The organism is Aequoribacter fuscus, assembly GCF_009910365.1.
Lineage (GTDB): Bacteria > Pseudomonadota > Gammaproteobacteria > Pseudomonadales > Halieaceae > Aequoribacter > Aequoribacter fuscus.
This window is the reverse complement of record NZ_CP036423.1, coordinates 1,129,964-1,145,500: the sequence shown is the minus strand read 5'-3', so window position 1 is coordinate 1,145,500 and position 15,537 is coordinate 1,129,964. Positions and strand designations below refer to the sequence as shown.

The window sequence follows — 15,537 nt, the reverse complement described above, 5'->3', positions numbered from 1 at the left end:
TATCTAGATTTCCATCAGGTCGGCTTCTTTCGCCGCCAAGAGCTCATCAACCTTTTTTACCATCTTGTCGGTTAACTTCTGCACTTCATCTTGACCGCGACGCTCATCGTCTTCGCTGATTTCTTTCTCTTTCACCAGGTCCTTTAGCATACTCATCGCATCGCGACGGGCGTTTCGAAGCGATACTCGTGCCGCCTCGGCCTCCGCACGAGCTTGCTTGATGTAGCCCTTGCGTGTTTCCTCGGTCAACATTGGCATGGGAATGCGAATGACCTCGCCAGCGCTGGACGGATTCAACCCCAAATCTGACTTCATAATCGCTTTTTCGACGGCTGAAATCATCGTGCGATCCCACACTTGAAGAGAAAGCGTCCGCGCATCTTCGATATTGATATTGGCTACTTGATTGAGCGGGGTATCCGACCCGTAATACTCGACTTTGATTCCGTCGAGCAGGCTTGGGTGGGCGCGGCCGGTTCTAATTTTATTGAAGTTATGGCCCAGAGCTTCGATACTTTTTTGCATTCGCGCTTGGGCTTCTTCTCTAATATCGTTAATCACTTGGTAACTCCGTTGTTTCTATTCGCTAGCTGCTTCGATAAGTGTGCCGTCAGTGCCACCACGCACAATGTTCAGTAACGCGCCTTGCTTTTCCATTTCAAACACGCGCACTGGCATGTTGTGATCTCTGCACAAACATATGGCAGTCAAATCCATAACTTCCAGCTTCTTGTCGAGCACCTCATCGTAAGTTAGGCGGTCGTATTTTACGGCATCAGGGTCTTTGAAGGGATCGGCTGAATACACACCATCCACCTTCGTTGCTTTCAAGACCAACTCGGCCTCAACCTCGATACCACGCAGGCACGCGGATGAGTCGGTGGTAAAGAAAGGATTACCGGTGCCGGCGGCAAAAATAACCACATCGCCATTAGACAGGGCTCGTATGGCTTTTCGTCGATCGTAATGGTCGACGACACCACTCATAGGAATCGACGATAAGACCTGCGTTGCAATATTAGAACGCTCCAGCGCATCACGCAACGCGAGCGCGTTCATCACCGTAGCCAGCATTCCCATGTGATCGCCGGTTACACGATCTAGTCCGGCTCTCTGCAGGGCTGCTCCACGGAACAAGTTGCCGCCGCCGACAACCAAACCCACCTGAACGCCAATACCTACCAATTGCCCGATCTCAAGCGCCATTCGATCTAAAATCTTGGGGTCGATACCAAACGCTTCTTCCCCTGTTAGCGCCTCGCCACTTAATTTTAAGAGTATGCGTTTATATTTCTTTTCTGCAGAATTTTGACCCATGAGCCCCTCCTAAGTGATGGCTATGTTAACGCACAACGTGTCCTGACCCTAGCCCTGCTTGAAATAAACGCAAGACTGGATCAAAAATTTTCTACCTACAAAAAACCCCGTAAAAACGGGGTTTTCTGCAACCTCAGATTCAACGAAGCGCTTAGCCTTTCAGCTGTGCCGCCACTTCATCAGCAAAGTCGACTTTCTGCACCTCGATACCCTCGCCCACTTCAAAACGGACGAAAGCCAAAACAGATGCGCCAGCAGAACTTACCAGTTTGCCGACTGTCGTTTCGGGGTCTTTAACAAAGGCTTGTTCTACCAAGCTGTTTTCAGCTAAGAACTTCTTGATACGACCGCCGATCATTTTTTCGACGATTTCTGCCGGCTTCCCCGACTCAAGAGCTTGAGCGGTGTAGATCTCTTTCTCTTTCTCGATCAATTCCTGTGGCATATCGTCAGGGGATACAACCTGCGGGTTCACTGCGGCGACATGCATCGCAACATCACGCGCTAAATCTTGATCGCCGCCTTGCAGGGCCACCAGCACAGCGATACGGTTGTTGCCGTGCACGTAAGCGCCCACAACGCCGTCGCCAGCGTCGACGGCATCGATACGACGAACACCGATGTTTTCGCCGATCTTTTGAACCAAACCTTCACGGGCTGCTTCTAAGTCGCCAGCCATTACGCTCGCAACATCAGTCGTGCGTGCTGACAAAGCCGCGTCAGCGACGCTGTTAGCAAAGCCCAAAAAGTTATCATCGCGCGCGACAAAGTCTGTTTCGCTATTAACCTCGACCAACTGACCGTAGCTGCCGTCTTCGCTGACGCGCGCCAAAACCACACCATCTGCCGCCGTTCGACCGGCTTTTTTCGCAGCCTTCATGCCCGAAGACTTTCGCAGTTCTTCAATCGCTTTTTCGATATCGCCATCCGCCTCGGCTAGCGCTCTTTTACACTCGAGCAAACCCAAACCGGTACGCTCACGCAACTCTTTCACAAGTGCTGCTGACATAATTCTCTCCTAGTTGGTCTAAAAATCTATCGACGCGGGCGCTCAGCGCCCGCGGAGACTCGGCAGTGTTTTATTCAGCCGCTGCTTCTTCAGCTTCGGCTTCGACTTCTACGAATTCATTTTTGATCGCTGCGGTATCGCCTGTTTTTCCCGCAATACAAGCATCCGCAATGGCTTGAGCATAGAGCTTGACGGCGCGGATCGCGTCATCATTACCCGGAATAACATAATCAACACCATCTGGATCACTGTTGGTATCCACGATGCCAATGACAGGAATCCCAAGCTTGTTCGCTTCAGTGATCGCGATGCGCTCGTGATCTACGTCGATCACGAATAACGCGTCAGGTAGGCCACCCATGTCTTTAATACCACCGATAGAGCGCTCAAGCTTTTCCATCTGACGAGTACGCATCAACGCTTCTTTCTTCGTCAACTTGGCGAACGTACCATCGGCTTGCTGGGCTTCTAGGTCCCGCAAACGCTTAATCGATGCGCGTATCGTTTTATAGTTGGTCAGCATACCACCCAACCAACGATGGCTTACGCACGGCATACCCGCGCGTTCAGCCTGCTCTTTAATCACTTTACCTGCAGCACGCTTGGTACCGACAAAAAGGACTTTGTTTTTGTTTGAGGCCAATCGCTCAACCATCGCCAATGCATCATTCAATGCAGGCACAGTGTGCTCGAGGTTGATGATATGGATCTTGTTGCGGGCGCCGAAAATGTAGCGGCCCATTTTGGGGTTCCAGTAGCGGGTCTGGTGGCCAAAGTGTGCACCAGCCTGCAGTAACTCTCGCATCGTTACTTGCGTCATAATATCTTCCTGTATCGGGTTAAGCCTCCACAAACCTCGCTACCAAACCACTCTCGCGGCACCCTGATAACGCTATCGGAATGTGTGCGTCGTTAAGTTAATCGCTACTCTCTTAAATAGCGGTGCGCTTTATACCACGGTTCGCCCTAAAAGAGAAGTCTACCTTCCGTGTTGGGGACCAATTTCAGTGGCGCGAATCTGGCCTCCTACGGTACACTAGCGAGCTTTCGTGTCGACAAGAGCCCAGATCTTCAGCATGAGCGTTACCATTAAATCACCCGAAGAGTTCCAGAAAATGCGCGTAGCGGGAAAGCTCGCTGCTGACGTTCTAGAAATGATCAAGCCCTACGTACAACCGGGGGTAACCACGGGCGAGCTCGACAACATCTGCCACCAATTCATTGTGGAAGAGCAGAAAGCAATTCCAGCGCCCCTGAATTACCATGGCTTCCCACGCTCGATTTGCACCTCAATCAACGACGTTGTGTGCCACGGTATCCCCTCGGATACGAAAAAATTGAAGAATGGCGATATCGTTAATATTGACGTGACCGTCATCAAAGATGGCTACCATGGAGATACCAGTATTATGGTGGGTGTCGGTGACATCGCCCCTCACGCTGAGCGCTTAATTAAAGTGACGCAAGAGTGCTTGTACAAAGCCATTGCCATCGTTAAGCCCGGGACAACATTGGGCGATATCGGAGCCATCATCCAAGAGCATGCAGAAAAACACTATTACTCTGTGGTCAGAGAATATTGCGGACACGGAATCGGCGCGGTTTTCCATGAAGACCCGCAAGTGCTGCACTACGGTCGCAAAGGAGAAGGCATGGCATTAAAGCCCGGTATGACCTTTACCATTGAGCCCATGATCAACGCCGGCAAACGCCATACCAAGCTAAACACCAAAGATGGCTGGACGGTAACGACAAAAGATGGACGTCTCAGCGCACAATGGGAGCACACCCTAGGCGTAACTGACACAGGCGTCGAAATTTTTACCCTTCGTAGCGACGACACCATAAGCCTATAAATGTATGTCATCTAACGCTATTGCCGTACTTGACGAAATTCATTCGGGAAACCTCCCGGGCTTTGATGCATCGAACGCCGGCGCGACAGCAAAGACTTCCCTGAAGCGAGTCAGCCAGGCACTTGACGCGGCGTTCATCGCTGGCGCAAACATCGAGGCCTTACTTCGTGCCAGAACACGCGCTGTTGATCGCATTTTAGTTGCCCTCTGGGAAAGCTGCGCGGGGTCCGCTGACGGCGTTTGCATGATCGCACTTGGCGGCTACGGGCGTGGGGAATTACACCCCTACTCAGACATCGACTTAATGATCTTGTGCCAACATGACCCAGAGCAATATCGAGACGCAATCGAGCGCTTCGTCACGAGCGTTTGGGATTCCGGCCTACAATTAGGTCACAGCGTGCGTACCGTTGCCGCTTGTTTAGAAGAGGCCAGCAACGACATCACCGTTCTGACGAATCTCATGGAAGCCAGAGTACTTGCAGGTCAGTCAAACTTAATGTCTGCCGTGACGAACGGAATCAGTACCGCGAATATGTGGACTAGCAACGAATTTTTCCATGCTAAATTGCAAGAGCAAAACGAGCGCCATGATAAATTTGCGGATACCGAGTACAACCTGGAACCAAACGTCAAAAGCTCGCCCGGCGGATTGCGCGATTTGCAAATTATCTGCTGGATTATCGAGCGCCACTTCAGCGTGTCAGCAAGTGCTGCCTTTGGTGTTGACACCCTACTGACATCCGACGAACAAGTACTGTTAGAAGAAGGCCGCAACTTTATGTGGCGCGTTCGATACGCTCTACATATGCTGAGTAGACGACCTGAGGATCGCCTGCTGTTTGACTATCAAAGGCAGATCGCAGAACTGTGGGGCTTAACCGATGACGGTGAACGCCTAGCGGTCGAGCAATTCATGCAAGTCTACTATCGCTGGGCGTTAACAATCGGGCAAATTAACGATGTGCTTATTCAGTATTTCGAACAGCATTTAGTGGATGCCGATAACAGCACCATCGAGGCGGTAAACGAGCGATTTTACAAACAGCAAGGTTATCTCAATGCGGTGGACCTTGATATATTCAGATCGCAACCGACCGCGATACTCGAAGCGTTTCTGATTTGCGCCCAGCATGGGGATATCGTCGACATTGGAGCACGAACGCTGCGTGCAATCTCGGACAATCGCGACCTTGTTGACCAGGGCTTTCGGGATGATCCAACGCATAAAGCAATGTTCATCGAATTCCTGCGCTCCCCTTACCAGATTACACGCATGTTGCGACGAATGACTCGCTACGGCTTTTTGGGAAATTACCTACCCGAGTTCGGAAAAATTATCGGCCAGATGCAACACGACTTGTTTCATGCGTACACAGTCGACGCCCATACCCTTGAGCTAATACAGAACATTCGCCGTTTCATGACGGGCAACTATGAAGAGAAGTTTCCGGTCTCATCCAGAGTTGCACGCCGTCTCCCGAAAAAAGAGCTTATTTATATCGCAGGTCTATACCACGATATCGGTAAAGGTCGTGGCGGTGATCACTCAGAACTGGGAGCCATCGACGCGGAGCTCTTTTGTCGCAATCACGGATTGTCCGAGCGGGATACCTCACTGGTGACGTGGCTGGTGAAAAACCACTTATTAATGTCTGCGGTTAGCCAGCGCAAAGACATCTCTGACCCAGACGTGATACAGCAGTTCGCGAAACATGTGGGCGACCAACAGCGCTTAGATTATTTATTTACCCTGACGGTCGCCGACATCAACGCCACCAACCCGACACTTTGGAATGCATGGCGTTCAAGCCTGTTACGCCAGCTTCATACAGAAGCAAAACGCGCCCTGCGACGCGGACTGGAAAATCCCGTTGATAAGAATGAATGGATTAAAGAAACCCGAGAATCCGCGATTAAATTGCTGGAATACCGCGGCTTCACACCCGAGGAGTTAGAAGATTTGTGGCTCCAGCGCGGAGATGATTATTTCTTGCGAGAACGCGCTGAGGATATCGCCTGGCACACCGAAGCCATAGCAAGTCACCATGACCAACGCACACCGCTCGTGTTGGCCAAGCACACTAACGACTCCAGCGTCGCTAATGCGACGCAGATGTTTATTCACGCTCGCAGTCGCCCGCATCTATTCTCACTGATTTGCGCCACACTAGAACAATTAGATTTAAGCATTCACGATGCCCGCATTTACGGAGCCTCGGGTGGCATGACACTGGATACTTTTTTCGTGCTCGACTCCTCGGGAGAAACCATTGAACACGACGCTCAGCGCACGCGACACGTCATCTCAGAGTTAACGACGGCCCTGACCGAGAGCGCCAAAACCAATGGCATTGCGACTCGTAGGACGCCGCGTCAGTTCAAGTCGTTCTCGATTCCAACCCGTGCCCAAATAACGCAAGACCACGACAAAGGGCTATCAATACTTGAAGTAATCTCTCCCGATCGCCCAGGTCTGCTGGCTCGCCTTGGAAGAGTCTTTGTCGAATTTGGCATTGAAATTCAAACCGCTAAAATTCAGACTTTGGGCGAGCGCGTGGAGGATTTGTTTTTTATTACCGACGCACAGCAGAATCCCATTACCGACCCAGATCTTTGTCAACAGATTGAAGCCGCCATACGCGACACCCTTGACTCCCAGGTAAATGCCTCCGCATGAATGATTATCTAAATGCCCTGCAGCCCTATCCGTTTGCGCGTCTTCGCAACTTGTTTGAGGGCCTAGAACCAAACCCTACTCTACGACCTATTAATCTGGGTATTGGCGAGCCGCAGCACCGAGCGCCCGAGCACGTCCTCAAGGCTCTAAACCAACATATCGAGACGATTTCTAATTATCCAACCGTTCTAGGACTACCGGAGCTCCGTGACGCCATCAGTCGCTGGGCGCGCACTCGTTTCCACTTGACAACACTTGACCCCAAAACCCAAATATTACCTGTCAATGGTACTCGAGAGGCGCTCTTCTCTATCGCCCAAGTCATTTGCTCTCCGACGCGCCCAAGCACCGTATTTGCACCCAACCCTTTCTATCAAATCTATGAGGGCGCGGCTCTGATGGCAGGTGCAGCTTTAAGACTGCTACCTTGCGAAGCGGACTGCAATCATCAGCCTGATTACAAAGCACTCTCAGATGAGGATTGGGCAAGCTGCGACTTGCTTTATATCTGCAACCCTGGAAATCCCGCGGGCGGACTCATTGATCGCGGCACGCTGAGTTTTTTAATCGAAAAAGCCCTGCAACACGATTTTGTTATCGTCTCGGATGAGTGTTATAGCGAAATCTACCCTGCGGAAAACACGCCTCCTGCTGGATTGCTTGAGGTATGCGCCCAAATTGGCAACGAGGACTACCACAACTGCTTGGTGTTCCATAGCCTATCAAAACGTTCGAACCTGCCGGGTATGCGCTCTGGCTTCGTGGCGGGCGATGCTACTATCCTAAGCTCCTATCTGCAGTACCGCACCTATCACGGCTGCACCATGCCGATTTATCACCAATATGCCAGCATTGCAGCGTGGCAAGACGAGCAGCACGTCGTGACCAACCGCTCGCTGTATCGCACAAAATTTGAGCTGGTGCTGGACAGTCTCAAAGACCTCTACGACCTCAGCTATCCAGAGGGCGGCTTTTACATTTGGCTACCCACGCCTATCGACGACGAAATATTCGCCCGGCAGCTGTATCAAGAATTTTCCATAACCGCCTTACCCGGAACCTATCTAGGACGTAGCGTCGATGGACGCAACCCCGGGAAAGGCTATTTACGCCTCGCTCTCGTCGCCTCTGTCGAGGACTGTGTCGAGGCCGCTGCGCGCATCGTTACATTGACGCGTCAGCTACGGGCAAAGCATGGCTAATTTGGGCAAACCCGCACGGGTGAAATTGATCTTTGAAACGCTACAGAGGCTTTACCCAGAACCGCCAGTACCGTTAGATCACAAAGACCCATACACACTGCTGATTGCAGTGTTATTGTCCGCGCAATGTACCGATGAACGTGTGAACACTGTCACACCGTCTTTGTTTGCCAAAGCCGACACCCCCGAGCAGATGGTGACCCTGAGTGTTGAAGAAATCCGAGAGATCATTCGACCTTGTGGACTGTCACCGCAAAAATCCAAGGCAATTCATCGATTAAGCGAGCTCCTACTCGAGCAGCACGGCGGTCAGGTGCCTCAAAGTTTTGATGCACTTGAGGAATTACCGGGGGTAGGTCATAAGACGGCGGGTGTTGTTATGGCACAGGCGTTTGGTGTGCCAGCTTTTCCAGTCGACACCCATATCCACCGCCTAGCGCAGCGCTGGGGCTTATCTAGAGGACGTAATGTCACGGAAACTGAGCGAGACTTAAAACGTTTATTCCCGCGAGATTATTGGAACAAGCTGCACCTTCAAATCATTTTTTACGGCAGAGAATACTGCACTGCTCGAGGTTGTGACGGGCGCGTTTGCCCACTCTGCCGAGCATGCTACCCCGATCGCAAACATCCAAAACGACTGAACAAAGCGTAAACCTCAGGTGTGACGGCCCCGCTGAGTTTGGTATCATGCAACCGCTTTGAGGAAATCCTATGACAACAGTTTTTGGCATCAAACAATGCGACACGGTAAAAAAAGCTTGTCGCTGGCTGGATGAACACAACGAGACCTATGTATTTCATGACTTCCGTGTTGATGGCGTGAACGCACAGCAAGTCGGAAGTTGGCTAAAAGCTGAAGGACCCGACAAACTCATCAACAAACGATCTACGACCTTTCGCCAGCTTGACGAAGCAACCAGAAAGCTGCTCGACACTGACCCAGTTGCGGTCTTACTCGAGCATCCCACACTGATCAAGCGCCCCGTTATCGAGCACAACAACAGGGTGTCGGTGGGCTTTTCAGACGCTCAGTTCGCCGAAATCTTTACCCGCACATAATCAGATACAAGGAAGACACATGCAAAACTCGCCTTTCGCACTTGGCCTAGGTATTGGCACACAAAACAGCAATGGTGCATGGCTAGAAGTGTATTATCCCCGCCCACTGCTTGCACCAGATCAAGCACTGGTTGATGCACTGCAAGAATTCGCCTCAGATAACGCTTTATCTGCGGCTGATTTGAACGAGATAGCGAATCGGCTTGATGCCAACGAACAAGGCGAGCTGGCCGATGTTGCCGAGCAATTTGCACTATCCGACCAACCCTGTGTATTAACAATTCTGACCGAGGATGAGGGTCCACAGAGCGTACCAGAGGGCTATCTAAAGTTGCACTTGCTGTCGCACCGATTAGTCAAACCGCATGGAACCAACCTGACGGGGCTGTTTGGTATTTTACCGAACGTCGCCTGGACAAACGAAGGCGCTATCGATTTGACGGACCTGGCCAATCGACAGCTAAAAGCCCGCTTGGAAGGCCGGATACTAGAGGTCAGCTGCGTCGATAAATTTCCAAAAATGACCAATTATGTGGTACCGGCTGGCGTGCGTATTGCTCACACTGCGCGAGTCCGCCTCGGTGCGTATCTTGGCGAGGGCACGACCGTCATGCACGAGGGCTTTATCAATTTTAACGCCGGCACCGATGGTCCCGGTATGATCGAAGGCAGAATCTCTGCCGGCGTTGTCGTCGGCAGCGGCTCAGATTTAGGTGGCAGCGCGTCGACTTTGGGCACCCTGTCCGGCGGTAACAATGTCGTGATTAGCGTTGGCAAGGAGTGTTTACTGGGCGCTAATGCGGGCACAGGAATTCCTCTTGGAGACCGCTGCACCATCGAGGCAGGCTTATTTGTCACAGCAGGCAGTCGTGTTCAAGTGTTGGACAATCATGGCAATGCGGTAGAAATTGTCAAAGCACGGGAACTTGCCGGCAAATCCGATTTACTGTTCCGCCGTAATTCGCAGACTGGCGCGATTGAGTGTCTGACCAACAAATCGGCCATTGCGTTAAATGAAGAACTGCACGCCAACAACTAAGAGCTAGCGTTATGAATCCTACCCTCGCTTTGTGCTGTGAGTTGATAGAGCGTCAATCGATCACCCCAGAAGACGGTGCCTGTCAAACTCTTATGGCCACGCGGCTCGAAGCCATCGGCTTCAAAAGCCGCCCAATGCCGTTTGGCGAGGTAAGCAATCTCTGGGCTAGCAGGGGATCCGGTGGCCCCACGCTTGTGTTTGCTGGACACACGGATGTCGTCCCGACGGGGCCTCTCGAACAGTGGCAATCGCCACCGTTTACACCCACGATACGCGACGGCCATTTATTCGGACGCGGCGCCGCCGATATGAAAGCGAGCTTGGCGGCGATGATTACCGCATGCGAGCGTTTTGTCGCAGCGCACCCAAACCACAGGGGACGTATTGCTTTCTTGATCACGTCAGACGAAGAAGGCCCCGCGCACGACGGAACCGTAAAAGTCATTGAGCAGCTAGCCAGTGAGGGCGAAGCAATCGACTGGTGCGTTATTGGCGAGCCCTCTAGCACCGCGCAACTGGGTGACGTCATCAAAAATGGCCGCCGAGGCTCACAGGGCGCTCGCTTGACCATTTTCGGCAAACAGGGACACATTGCGTATCCCCATTTAGCAGACAACCCAATACACAAAGCGCTGGCTGCGTTGAGTAGCCTCATCGAGCAACATTGGGATGAGGGCAACGAGTTTTTCCCCGCCACCCAGCTACAGATTTCAAATATCCACGGTGGCACTGGCGCCACAAACGTGATTCCGGGCGAAGTCGTCGTCGATTTCAACTTGCGCTACTCGAGCGAGACCACTGCACAAGAGTTGGAACAAAAAATCACGGCGCTATTGGACAAATTCGCTATTAAGTACCACATTGATTGGGTTCGTTCCGGGAAGCCTTTCTTGACCCGTCCAGGTCAACTGACCCATGCGGTTAGCAATGCCGTACAGAAAGTGTGTGGTATCCAGCCAGAACTCAGTACCAGTGGTGGCACATCTGATGGGCGGTTCATCGCGCCTTACGACATCGACGTGATCGAACTCGGACCCGTCAATGCCACGATTCATCAAATCAATGAGTGTGTCGCCGTGGAAGACGTCGAGCGCTTGTCGCTGATCTATGAGCAGGTGCTAGTCGAGCTACTCGCCTAGAATTCCTCTAAGGTTGACGCACAAGTGTGCGTATCAATTTTAACGTCGCGTCGAGCCCCTCAGACTCGTGTAAACGCGAACTCGCGTTGGCATTTGTCGCGGTTCTGAATCGTCTGACTGCCGTGTCGAGAATCGCCACCACTGAGTCCTGTTCATGCCCATGTTCGACCAAACTCGACCAAGAATCTGATTGCCAGGTCGCGGTTGCAACGACCCAATCAGCCCCCCTGGCCTGAGGGTACAACTCCTGTAGCACGGACAATACCAGCCAGGGTTTAGAGAGCACGTCGGGGATAATATCAACAGCGTAATTCACCTCGCGCTGTGCGTTGACATCCAAACAAAATAGGACGATGTCAAAAGGCCCAAAGCGGCGCATTTGATCCAGTAAATACCCTCGTTGCAGAGCATCCGACAAACCGAAAGCAGAGCTATCGGTAATCAGTTCTGGCCCCTGGGGAAGCAAGTGACGAACCTCTCGCCCCAAATGAGAATCGGCGCCGACTAAGAATATCGTGCTCATGCTGACCCGTTCCCTAGCTGATACACATCAAACCGATGCGTTTTTCCTTTTATCTGAAACGTTGGCGGATACGATGACAATGGCTCAGCCTTTGCGCTTCTTTTTACAACAACTCGTGCCAATGCAACATCACAAGCTCGCTCAAACAGAGCCTGTTGATCTTGCTCAGAATACTTATCGTGCAGCCAGTCTTGCAAAAAAGACATCGATTTGGAACTCGCGGCTTTTCTGCGACCTGCAGAAAACATCGGATCAAGATAAACGACATCAATTGGCTCTGGAGCATTCAGCTCTTTGGCATCGCCCACATATAAGGTAAGTCTCTCCGAAGCCGCTAAACCTTGAGAGCGGGCACGGTTTAAAGCACTTCGTAACAAAGCGCCGACTAAGGGGTCTTGCTCTGCCGCGATAACCTCGACACCCGCTGCCGCAAGCACCCAAGCATCGTTGCCAAATCCAGCAGTAGCGTCCATAACTCGTCGGACCCGATGGTTCTCTTTGTGAAGGCCGCACGCGCGAATCAGTAAATCTTTACTCCCAGTTTGTACTCTCTGCTGAAGAGCTGGCGCAGAAAAATCAACGGCTATTCGACGCTCATTTCGACCGTGCCCAGAATAGACACAGATTTCTGGTCCGACGACAACCCGAAGACTGACCTCGTGCACCAATCGCTCGTCTTCAGCTCGAACCGCCACCACGCCAATGTGACGAGCGAGCTCATCGGCGACCTCAGCGTAGCGGCTGTCTTCAGCAAGAACGCCTATACGGCAAGGTGTAGTGCAGCTCATGAATTGGTAGTCATGGGCAAACCCAGAAGCTGATTGTGGACTGTGGTCGCTAGAGAGCATTCCAGGTTGTAGGCGTAATGCTGCAAGCCATGCTTATCTTGGATGGTAAGGCGCTGCGCATGCCCTTGAGCATCCCTAGACAGAGCAAAATTCAGATGCTGAATCTCCTGCCCAGCCAGTTTTATGCCCAATAAATTATGGCAGCCGTTCAATGATTCGGTGATAAAGGCCTGCGTGCCCAGAGCGCCCCCCTGGTCACTCGCGGGAAACTCACCGATCAAAATTTGCTCAGGTTTTGCTCGATCAAGCATGCGCGCTAACTCGATGGTGGCATCGCCCACAATGTAACTGAAGACTGTGGGGTTAACACCCTCTGCTTGGTAAAGCTCGTAGTGCGCTCCAATGTGGTAAGCCGCACGGATACGGGGAACGGTATTACCCTGAGCGGCCGCTCGTGCAGCGGCGTTATCGGCAACAATTAACAACAAAAAGTACAGTAAGTCGCGACTCGCCTGCTCTGATTGATCCTTGTGCCAAACATAGTACCCATCACCGGTTGTTGTGCGACGAAACGGCACATCGATACCCACCGATTGCAGCTTATTGTAAGCTGAGTTCATAGAATAACTGAGTGAATTGAGCTGGCTGGCCTGCTCGAACGGCGTGTATAGCGAAAAGCCAGCAATATCAAACAGCAAGACCGCGCGCCGCCCAACAAAACTTAAACCGTAGCGCTGCACTAAGTGATCAAGCGCGACATGAAAGGCAGGTTCATCTTGAATAGCGTTGTCAGGCCGAATAAATGTAGGGGCCACCCCCAACCGATCTGCGACAGCGAAAAATTCCTCACGTGAATACTCACGAGTACCACTAATCAACTGACGAATGAAAATTTCGTTATCGGAAAGTTTGTCATGGCCTGTCGACCCATCCAGAGCACAATAGTTTCCTAAGAAATAATGCGGCACAAAAAGTACTAGAATACCCCTGCGGTTAAAGCTCCAGCAAAGCGCAATATTCTGCCCAAGACGCCACTGCTTGCGCAGCGTTTCCTCGATGACTTTCAAATTTTGGCGGCCCGCCAAACTTAGGCTTTCTGGCAACGATTCGCTCACGAATACTCTCTTTCGTAATAGGAGCACAAGAGTAGCGGTTTTTGATTTCAGGCTCAATGCTGGGGGAGCGTTGGCAAGGTATCGCTAAGCGTCTACAATGCGCGCAACGCTAAAAGGGTCATTTCATGTCAGCCGAACCTCTGGACCAGACAGATCTCACGCTTGTACCACTGGGCTACAAACTCGGTTCAAAACTCCCGCTTTGGGTCCTTCATCGATGCGCTGATCTGGTCTGGCCCCTTCTTTTTTACCTGATTCGATATCGTCGCAAGGTGGTCGATCAAAATTTAAAAATTGCCTTCCCTGACATGACCGGCAAACAACGTCGCCAACTTGCGCGCCGGTTCTATCGAGGGTTTGTAGACACTGCGTTCGAAACCATAAAAGCACTTGATATGCCCGCGGCAGAATTCACTCGGCGCGTTAAGATGATTAATGATCACATCCTGACTGAAGCAATGCAAAATCGGACCCAGCCTGTGATCGTAACAACACTGCACATGGGCAATTGGGAGTGGATGCTGCATGCCGTGGCGCTGCACTTCAATACGATAATCGATCCCGTCTATAAGCCGTTACACAGTGAAAAAAGTGAACGATTTATTCAGGCACTTCGAGATCGATTTGGCGGGAAGTCTCTCAAAATGGCGGATACGGCTCGCAATGTTATGCGCCATCGCAAACGGTTTAGACTCGTATCAATGGTGGCGGATCAAGCACCCAGCGGTGCCGAGCGAGCGCACTGGATCCCATTGTTTGGCCAAGTGACTGGCTTTTATACGGGCGCCGAAACACTCGCCAGAGCCACCAACATACCGCTTGTTTTCGCCTCTTGCAGACGAGTAAAGCGTGGCTATTACGAGGTGACTTTCAAGGAGTTGGCGCCACAACCTATCGAACGCAAAGCTGACGGAAACCCCATTACGGAGCTCTACCGCGACCTTGTCGAAGACGCCGTTAGAGCACAGCCAGAGGATTGGCTCTGGAGCAACCGTCGCTTTAAGCGCCAGCCGCCCTCTGATGCTGTGGCAAACCAGTAGCCGGCTCAAGCTGAACCCACTGATATCCGTCAGATTGTGACATATAGCGATGTTTGCTAAACGCTTCGCCCAAATGGGTGAGCAGAGCTGCTTCGATATGTTCTCGGGTATTATTTTGCTCACTAATGTGCGCTATCAACACGGATCTAAGCCCCTCATGATCTACTTGCTTCAGCAGATCCGCCGCCTGTTGGTTGTTGAGATGCCCCAAAGCACCCCCTACCCTGCGCTTTAAAGCGGGCGGGTAGGGACCAACACGCAACAACTCAAGATCATGATTAAATTCCAGCAGCAGATGATCACAACCGCCATAGCATTCAACAACATGTGGCGTAACACTACCGAGGTCGGTCAGGATGCCGACCTTTAACCCCTGATGCTCGACAACGTATTGGCATGGTTGACGAGCATCGTGAGGCACTAAGACAGATTGAATATTCAGGTCGTTAATTCGAAACGCATCCCCTGCATCAAAGCAGACTCGCTGATACACATCCTCGCAGCGTCCCGACAGATGCGTCCCGTGACTCATATAAACGGGGAGTTTAAAGCGTCTCGACAACACACCAACGCCGCCAATATGATCGCCGTGCTCGTGCGTCACCAATATCGCCGTGAGATCCTTTCCCGACAGGCCACGCGTTGCCAACCGACGCTCAGTCTCTTTTAGCGAGAAGCCGCAGTCGATAAGGACGCATGCTGAGCGAGTGCGAAGCAAGGTACCGTTACCCTTGCTCCCACTGCCAATTGAAGCCAGCTGCATACCG

General features: G+C 51.8%; 16 protein-coding genes. 8 read left to right on the top strand and 8 right to left on the bottom strand.

The annotated features are described in order from the left end of the window. Nucleotides 1–3: 3 nt before the first annotated feature. The 4 genes from frr to rpsB all read right to left on the bottom strand — a co-directional run bounded on the left by frr (nt 4) and on the right by rpsB (nt 3,146). Nucleotides 4–561 (bottom strand): ribosome recycling factor, encoded by a 558-nt coding sequence (gene frr / locus EYZ66_RS05130; RefSeq protein WP_009574513.1) that lies wholly within the window; start codon nt 559–561, stop codon nt 4–6. 18 nt (nt 562–579) lie between these two features. Then, on the bottom strand, nt 580–1,317 hold the full coding sequence (gene pyrH, locus EYZ66_RS05125) for a UMP kinase (protein WP_009574512.1): 738 nt from the start codon (nt 1,315–1,317) through the stop codon (nt 580–582). A 151-nt stretch (nt 1,318–1,468) separates the two neighbouring features. Continuing rightward, complete coding sequence (gene tsf, locus EYZ66_RS05120; protein ID WP_009574511.1) at nt 1,469–2,326, bottom strand: translation elongation factor Ts; 858 nt, start codon at nt 2,324–2,326, stop codon at nt 1,469–1,471. Between the two features lie 70 nt (nt 2,327–2,396). Beyond that, on the bottom strand, nt 2,397–3,146 hold the full coding sequence (rpsB, locus tag EYZ66_RS05115) for a 30S ribosomal protein S2 (protein ID WP_009574510.1): 750 nt from the start codon (nt 3,144–3,146) through the stop codon (nt 2,397–2,399). Nucleotides 3,147–3,402: 256 nt separating this feature from the next. Between rpsB and map the strand changes: the two genes are divergently transcribed. Genes map through dapE form a run of 7 tightly spaced genes read left to right on the top strand, consistent with a single transcriptional unit; the run spans nt 3,403 to nt 11,304 of the window. Next, entirely contained in the window at nt 3,403–4,182 is a 780-nt protein-coding gene (gene map / locus EYZ66_RS05110; RefSeq protein ID WP_040815778.1) for a type I methionyl aminopeptidase, read from the top strand. Nucleotides 4,183–4,186: 4 nt separating this feature from the next. Then, a complete protein-coding gene (gene glnD / locus EYZ66_RS05105; protein WP_009574508.1) occupies nt 4,187–6,862 on the top strand; it encodes a [protein-PII] uridylyltransferase in 2,676 nt (891 codons plus the stop codon). Next, nucleotides 6,859–8,064, top strand: a complete 1,206-nt coding sequence (gene dapC / locus EYZ66_RS05100; protein WP_009574507.1) for a succinyldiaminopimelate transaminase — start codon at nt 6,859–6,861, stop codon at nt 8,062–8,064. The genes glnD and dapC overlap by 4 nt, the downstream gene beginning before the upstream one ends. After that, nucleotides 8,057–8,719: an endonuclease III gene (gene nth / locus EYZ66_RS05095; protein WP_009574506.1), complete on the top strand. Its 663-nt coding sequence runs from the start codon at nt 8,057–8,059 to the stop codon at nt 8,717–8,719. The genes dapC and nth overlap by 8 nt, the downstream gene beginning before the upstream one ends. 59 nt (nt 8,720–8,778) lie before the next feature. Next, a complete protein-coding gene (locus EYZ66_RS05090; RefSeq protein ID WP_009574505.1) occupies nt 8,779–9,126 on the top strand; it encodes a Spx/MgsR family RNA polymerase-binding regulatory protein in 348 nt (115 codons plus the stop codon). Nucleotides 9,127–9,145: 19 nt separating this feature from the next. Continuing rightward, the gene (dapD, locus tag EYZ66_RS05085; protein ID WP_009574504.1) at nt 9,146–10,165 is read left to right on the top strand and encodes a 2,3,4,5-tetrahydropyridine-2,6-dicarboxylate N-succinyltransferase; all 1,020 of its coding nucleotides are present in this window, start codon (nt 9,146–9,148) and stop codon (nt 10,163–10,165) included. Nucleotides 10,166–10,176: 11 nt separating this feature from the next. Then, entirely contained in the window at nt 10,177–11,304 is a 1,128-nt protein-coding gene (dapE, locus tag EYZ66_RS05080) for a succinyl-diaminopimelate desuccinylase (RefSeq protein WP_009574503.1), read from the top strand. 7 nt (nt 11,305–11,311) lie between these two features. Here dapE and EYZ66_RS05075 read toward each other — a convergent pair whose 3' ends face one another. The 3 genes from EYZ66_RS05075 to EYZ66_RS05065 are packed head-to-tail and all read right to left on the bottom strand — an operon-like array spanning nt 11,312 to nt 13,730. Then, the gene (locus EYZ66_RS05075) at nt 11,312–11,827 is read right to left on the bottom strand and encodes a hypothetical protein (protein ID WP_009574502.1); all 516 of its coding nucleotides are present in this window, start codon (nt 11,825–11,827) and stop codon (nt 11,312–11,314) included. Next, entirely contained in the window at nt 11,824–12,615 is a 792-nt protein-coding gene (locus EYZ66_RS05070; protein ID WP_009574501.1) for a class I SAM-dependent methyltransferase, read from the bottom strand. The genes EYZ66_RS05075 and EYZ66_RS05070 overlap by 4 nt, the downstream gene beginning before the upstream one ends. Then, complete coding sequence (locus tag EYZ66_RS05065; protein ID WP_009574500.1) at nt 12,612–13,730, bottom strand: hypothetical protein; 1,119 nt, start codon at nt 13,728–13,730, stop codon at nt 12,612–12,614. The genes EYZ66_RS05070 and EYZ66_RS05065 overlap by 4 nt, the downstream gene beginning before the upstream one ends. Nucleotides 13,731–13,855: 125 nt before the next feature. Between EYZ66_RS05065 and EYZ66_RS05060 the strand changes: the two genes are divergently transcribed. After that, on the top strand, nt 13,856–14,770 hold the full coding sequence (locus EYZ66_RS05060) for a lysophospholipid acyltransferase family protein (RefSeq protein WP_009574499.1): 915 nt from the start codon (nt 13,856–13,858) through the stop codon (nt 14,768–14,770). Here the strand turns inward: EYZ66_RS05060 and EYZ66_RS05055 are convergent. Beyond that, the gene (locus tag EYZ66_RS05055; protein ID WP_009574498.1) at nt 14,730–15,533 is read right to left on the bottom strand and encodes an MBL fold metallo-hydrolase; all 804 of its coding nucleotides are present in this window, start codon (nt 15,531–15,533) and stop codon (nt 14,730–14,732) included. The two genes, EYZ66_RS05060 and EYZ66_RS05055, sit on opposite strands and share 41 nt — an antisense overlap. Between the last annotated feature and the right edge of the window lie 4 nt (nt 15,534–15,537).

Coding starts and splice junctions, on each gene's coding strand:
- pyrH (WP_009574512.1), bottom strand. CDS start 1,317: ATGGGTCAAAATTCTGCAGAAAAGAAATATAAACGCATACTCTTAAAA.
- tsf (WP_009574511.1), bottom strand. CDS start 2,326: ATGTCAGCAGCACTTGTGAAAGAGTTGCGTGAGCGTACCGGTTTGGGT.
- rpsB (WP_009574510.1), bottom strand. CDS start 3,146: ATGACGCAAGTAACGATGCGAGAGTTACTGCAGGCTGGTGCACACTTT.
- map (WP_040815778.1), top strand. CDS start 3,403: ATGAGCGTTACCATTAAATCACCCGAAGAGTTCCAGAAAATGCGCGTA.
- glnD (WP_009574508.1), top strand. CDS start 4,187: ATGTCATCTAACGCTATTGCCGTACTTGACGAAATTCATTCGGGAAAC.
- dapC (WP_009574507.1), top strand. CDS start 6,859: ATGAATGATTATCTAAATGCCCTGCAGCCCTATCCGTTTGCGCGTCTT.
- nth (WP_009574506.1), top strand. CDS start 8,057: ATGGCTAATTTGGGCAAACCCGCACGGGTGAAATTGATCTTTGAAACG.
- EYZ66_RS05090 (WP_009574505.1), top strand. CDS start 8,779: ATGACAACAGTTTTTGGCATCAAACAATGCGACACGGTAAAAAAAGCT.
- dapD (WP_009574504.1), top strand. CDS start 9,146: ATGCAAAACTCGCCTTTCGCACTTGGCCTAGGTATTGGCACACAAAAC.
- dapE (WP_009574503.1), top strand. CDS start 10,177: ATGAATCCTACCCTCGCTTTGTGCTGTGAGTTGATAGAGCGTCAATCG.
- EYZ66_RS05075 (WP_009574502.1), bottom strand. CDS start 11,827: ATGAGCACGATATTCTTAGTCGGCGCCGATTCTCATTTGGGGCGAGAG.
- EYZ66_RS05070 (WP_009574501.1), bottom strand. CDS start 12,615: ATGAGCTGCACTACACCTTGCCGTATAGGCGTTCTTGCTGAAGACAGC.
- EYZ66_RS05060 (WP_009574499.1), top strand. CDS start 13,856: ATGTCAGCCGAACCTCTGGACCAGACAGATCTCACGCTTGTACCACTG.
- EYZ66_RS05055 (WP_009574498.1), bottom strand. CDS start 15,533: ATGCAGCTGGCTTCAATTGGCAGTGGGAGCAAGGGTAACGGTACCTTG.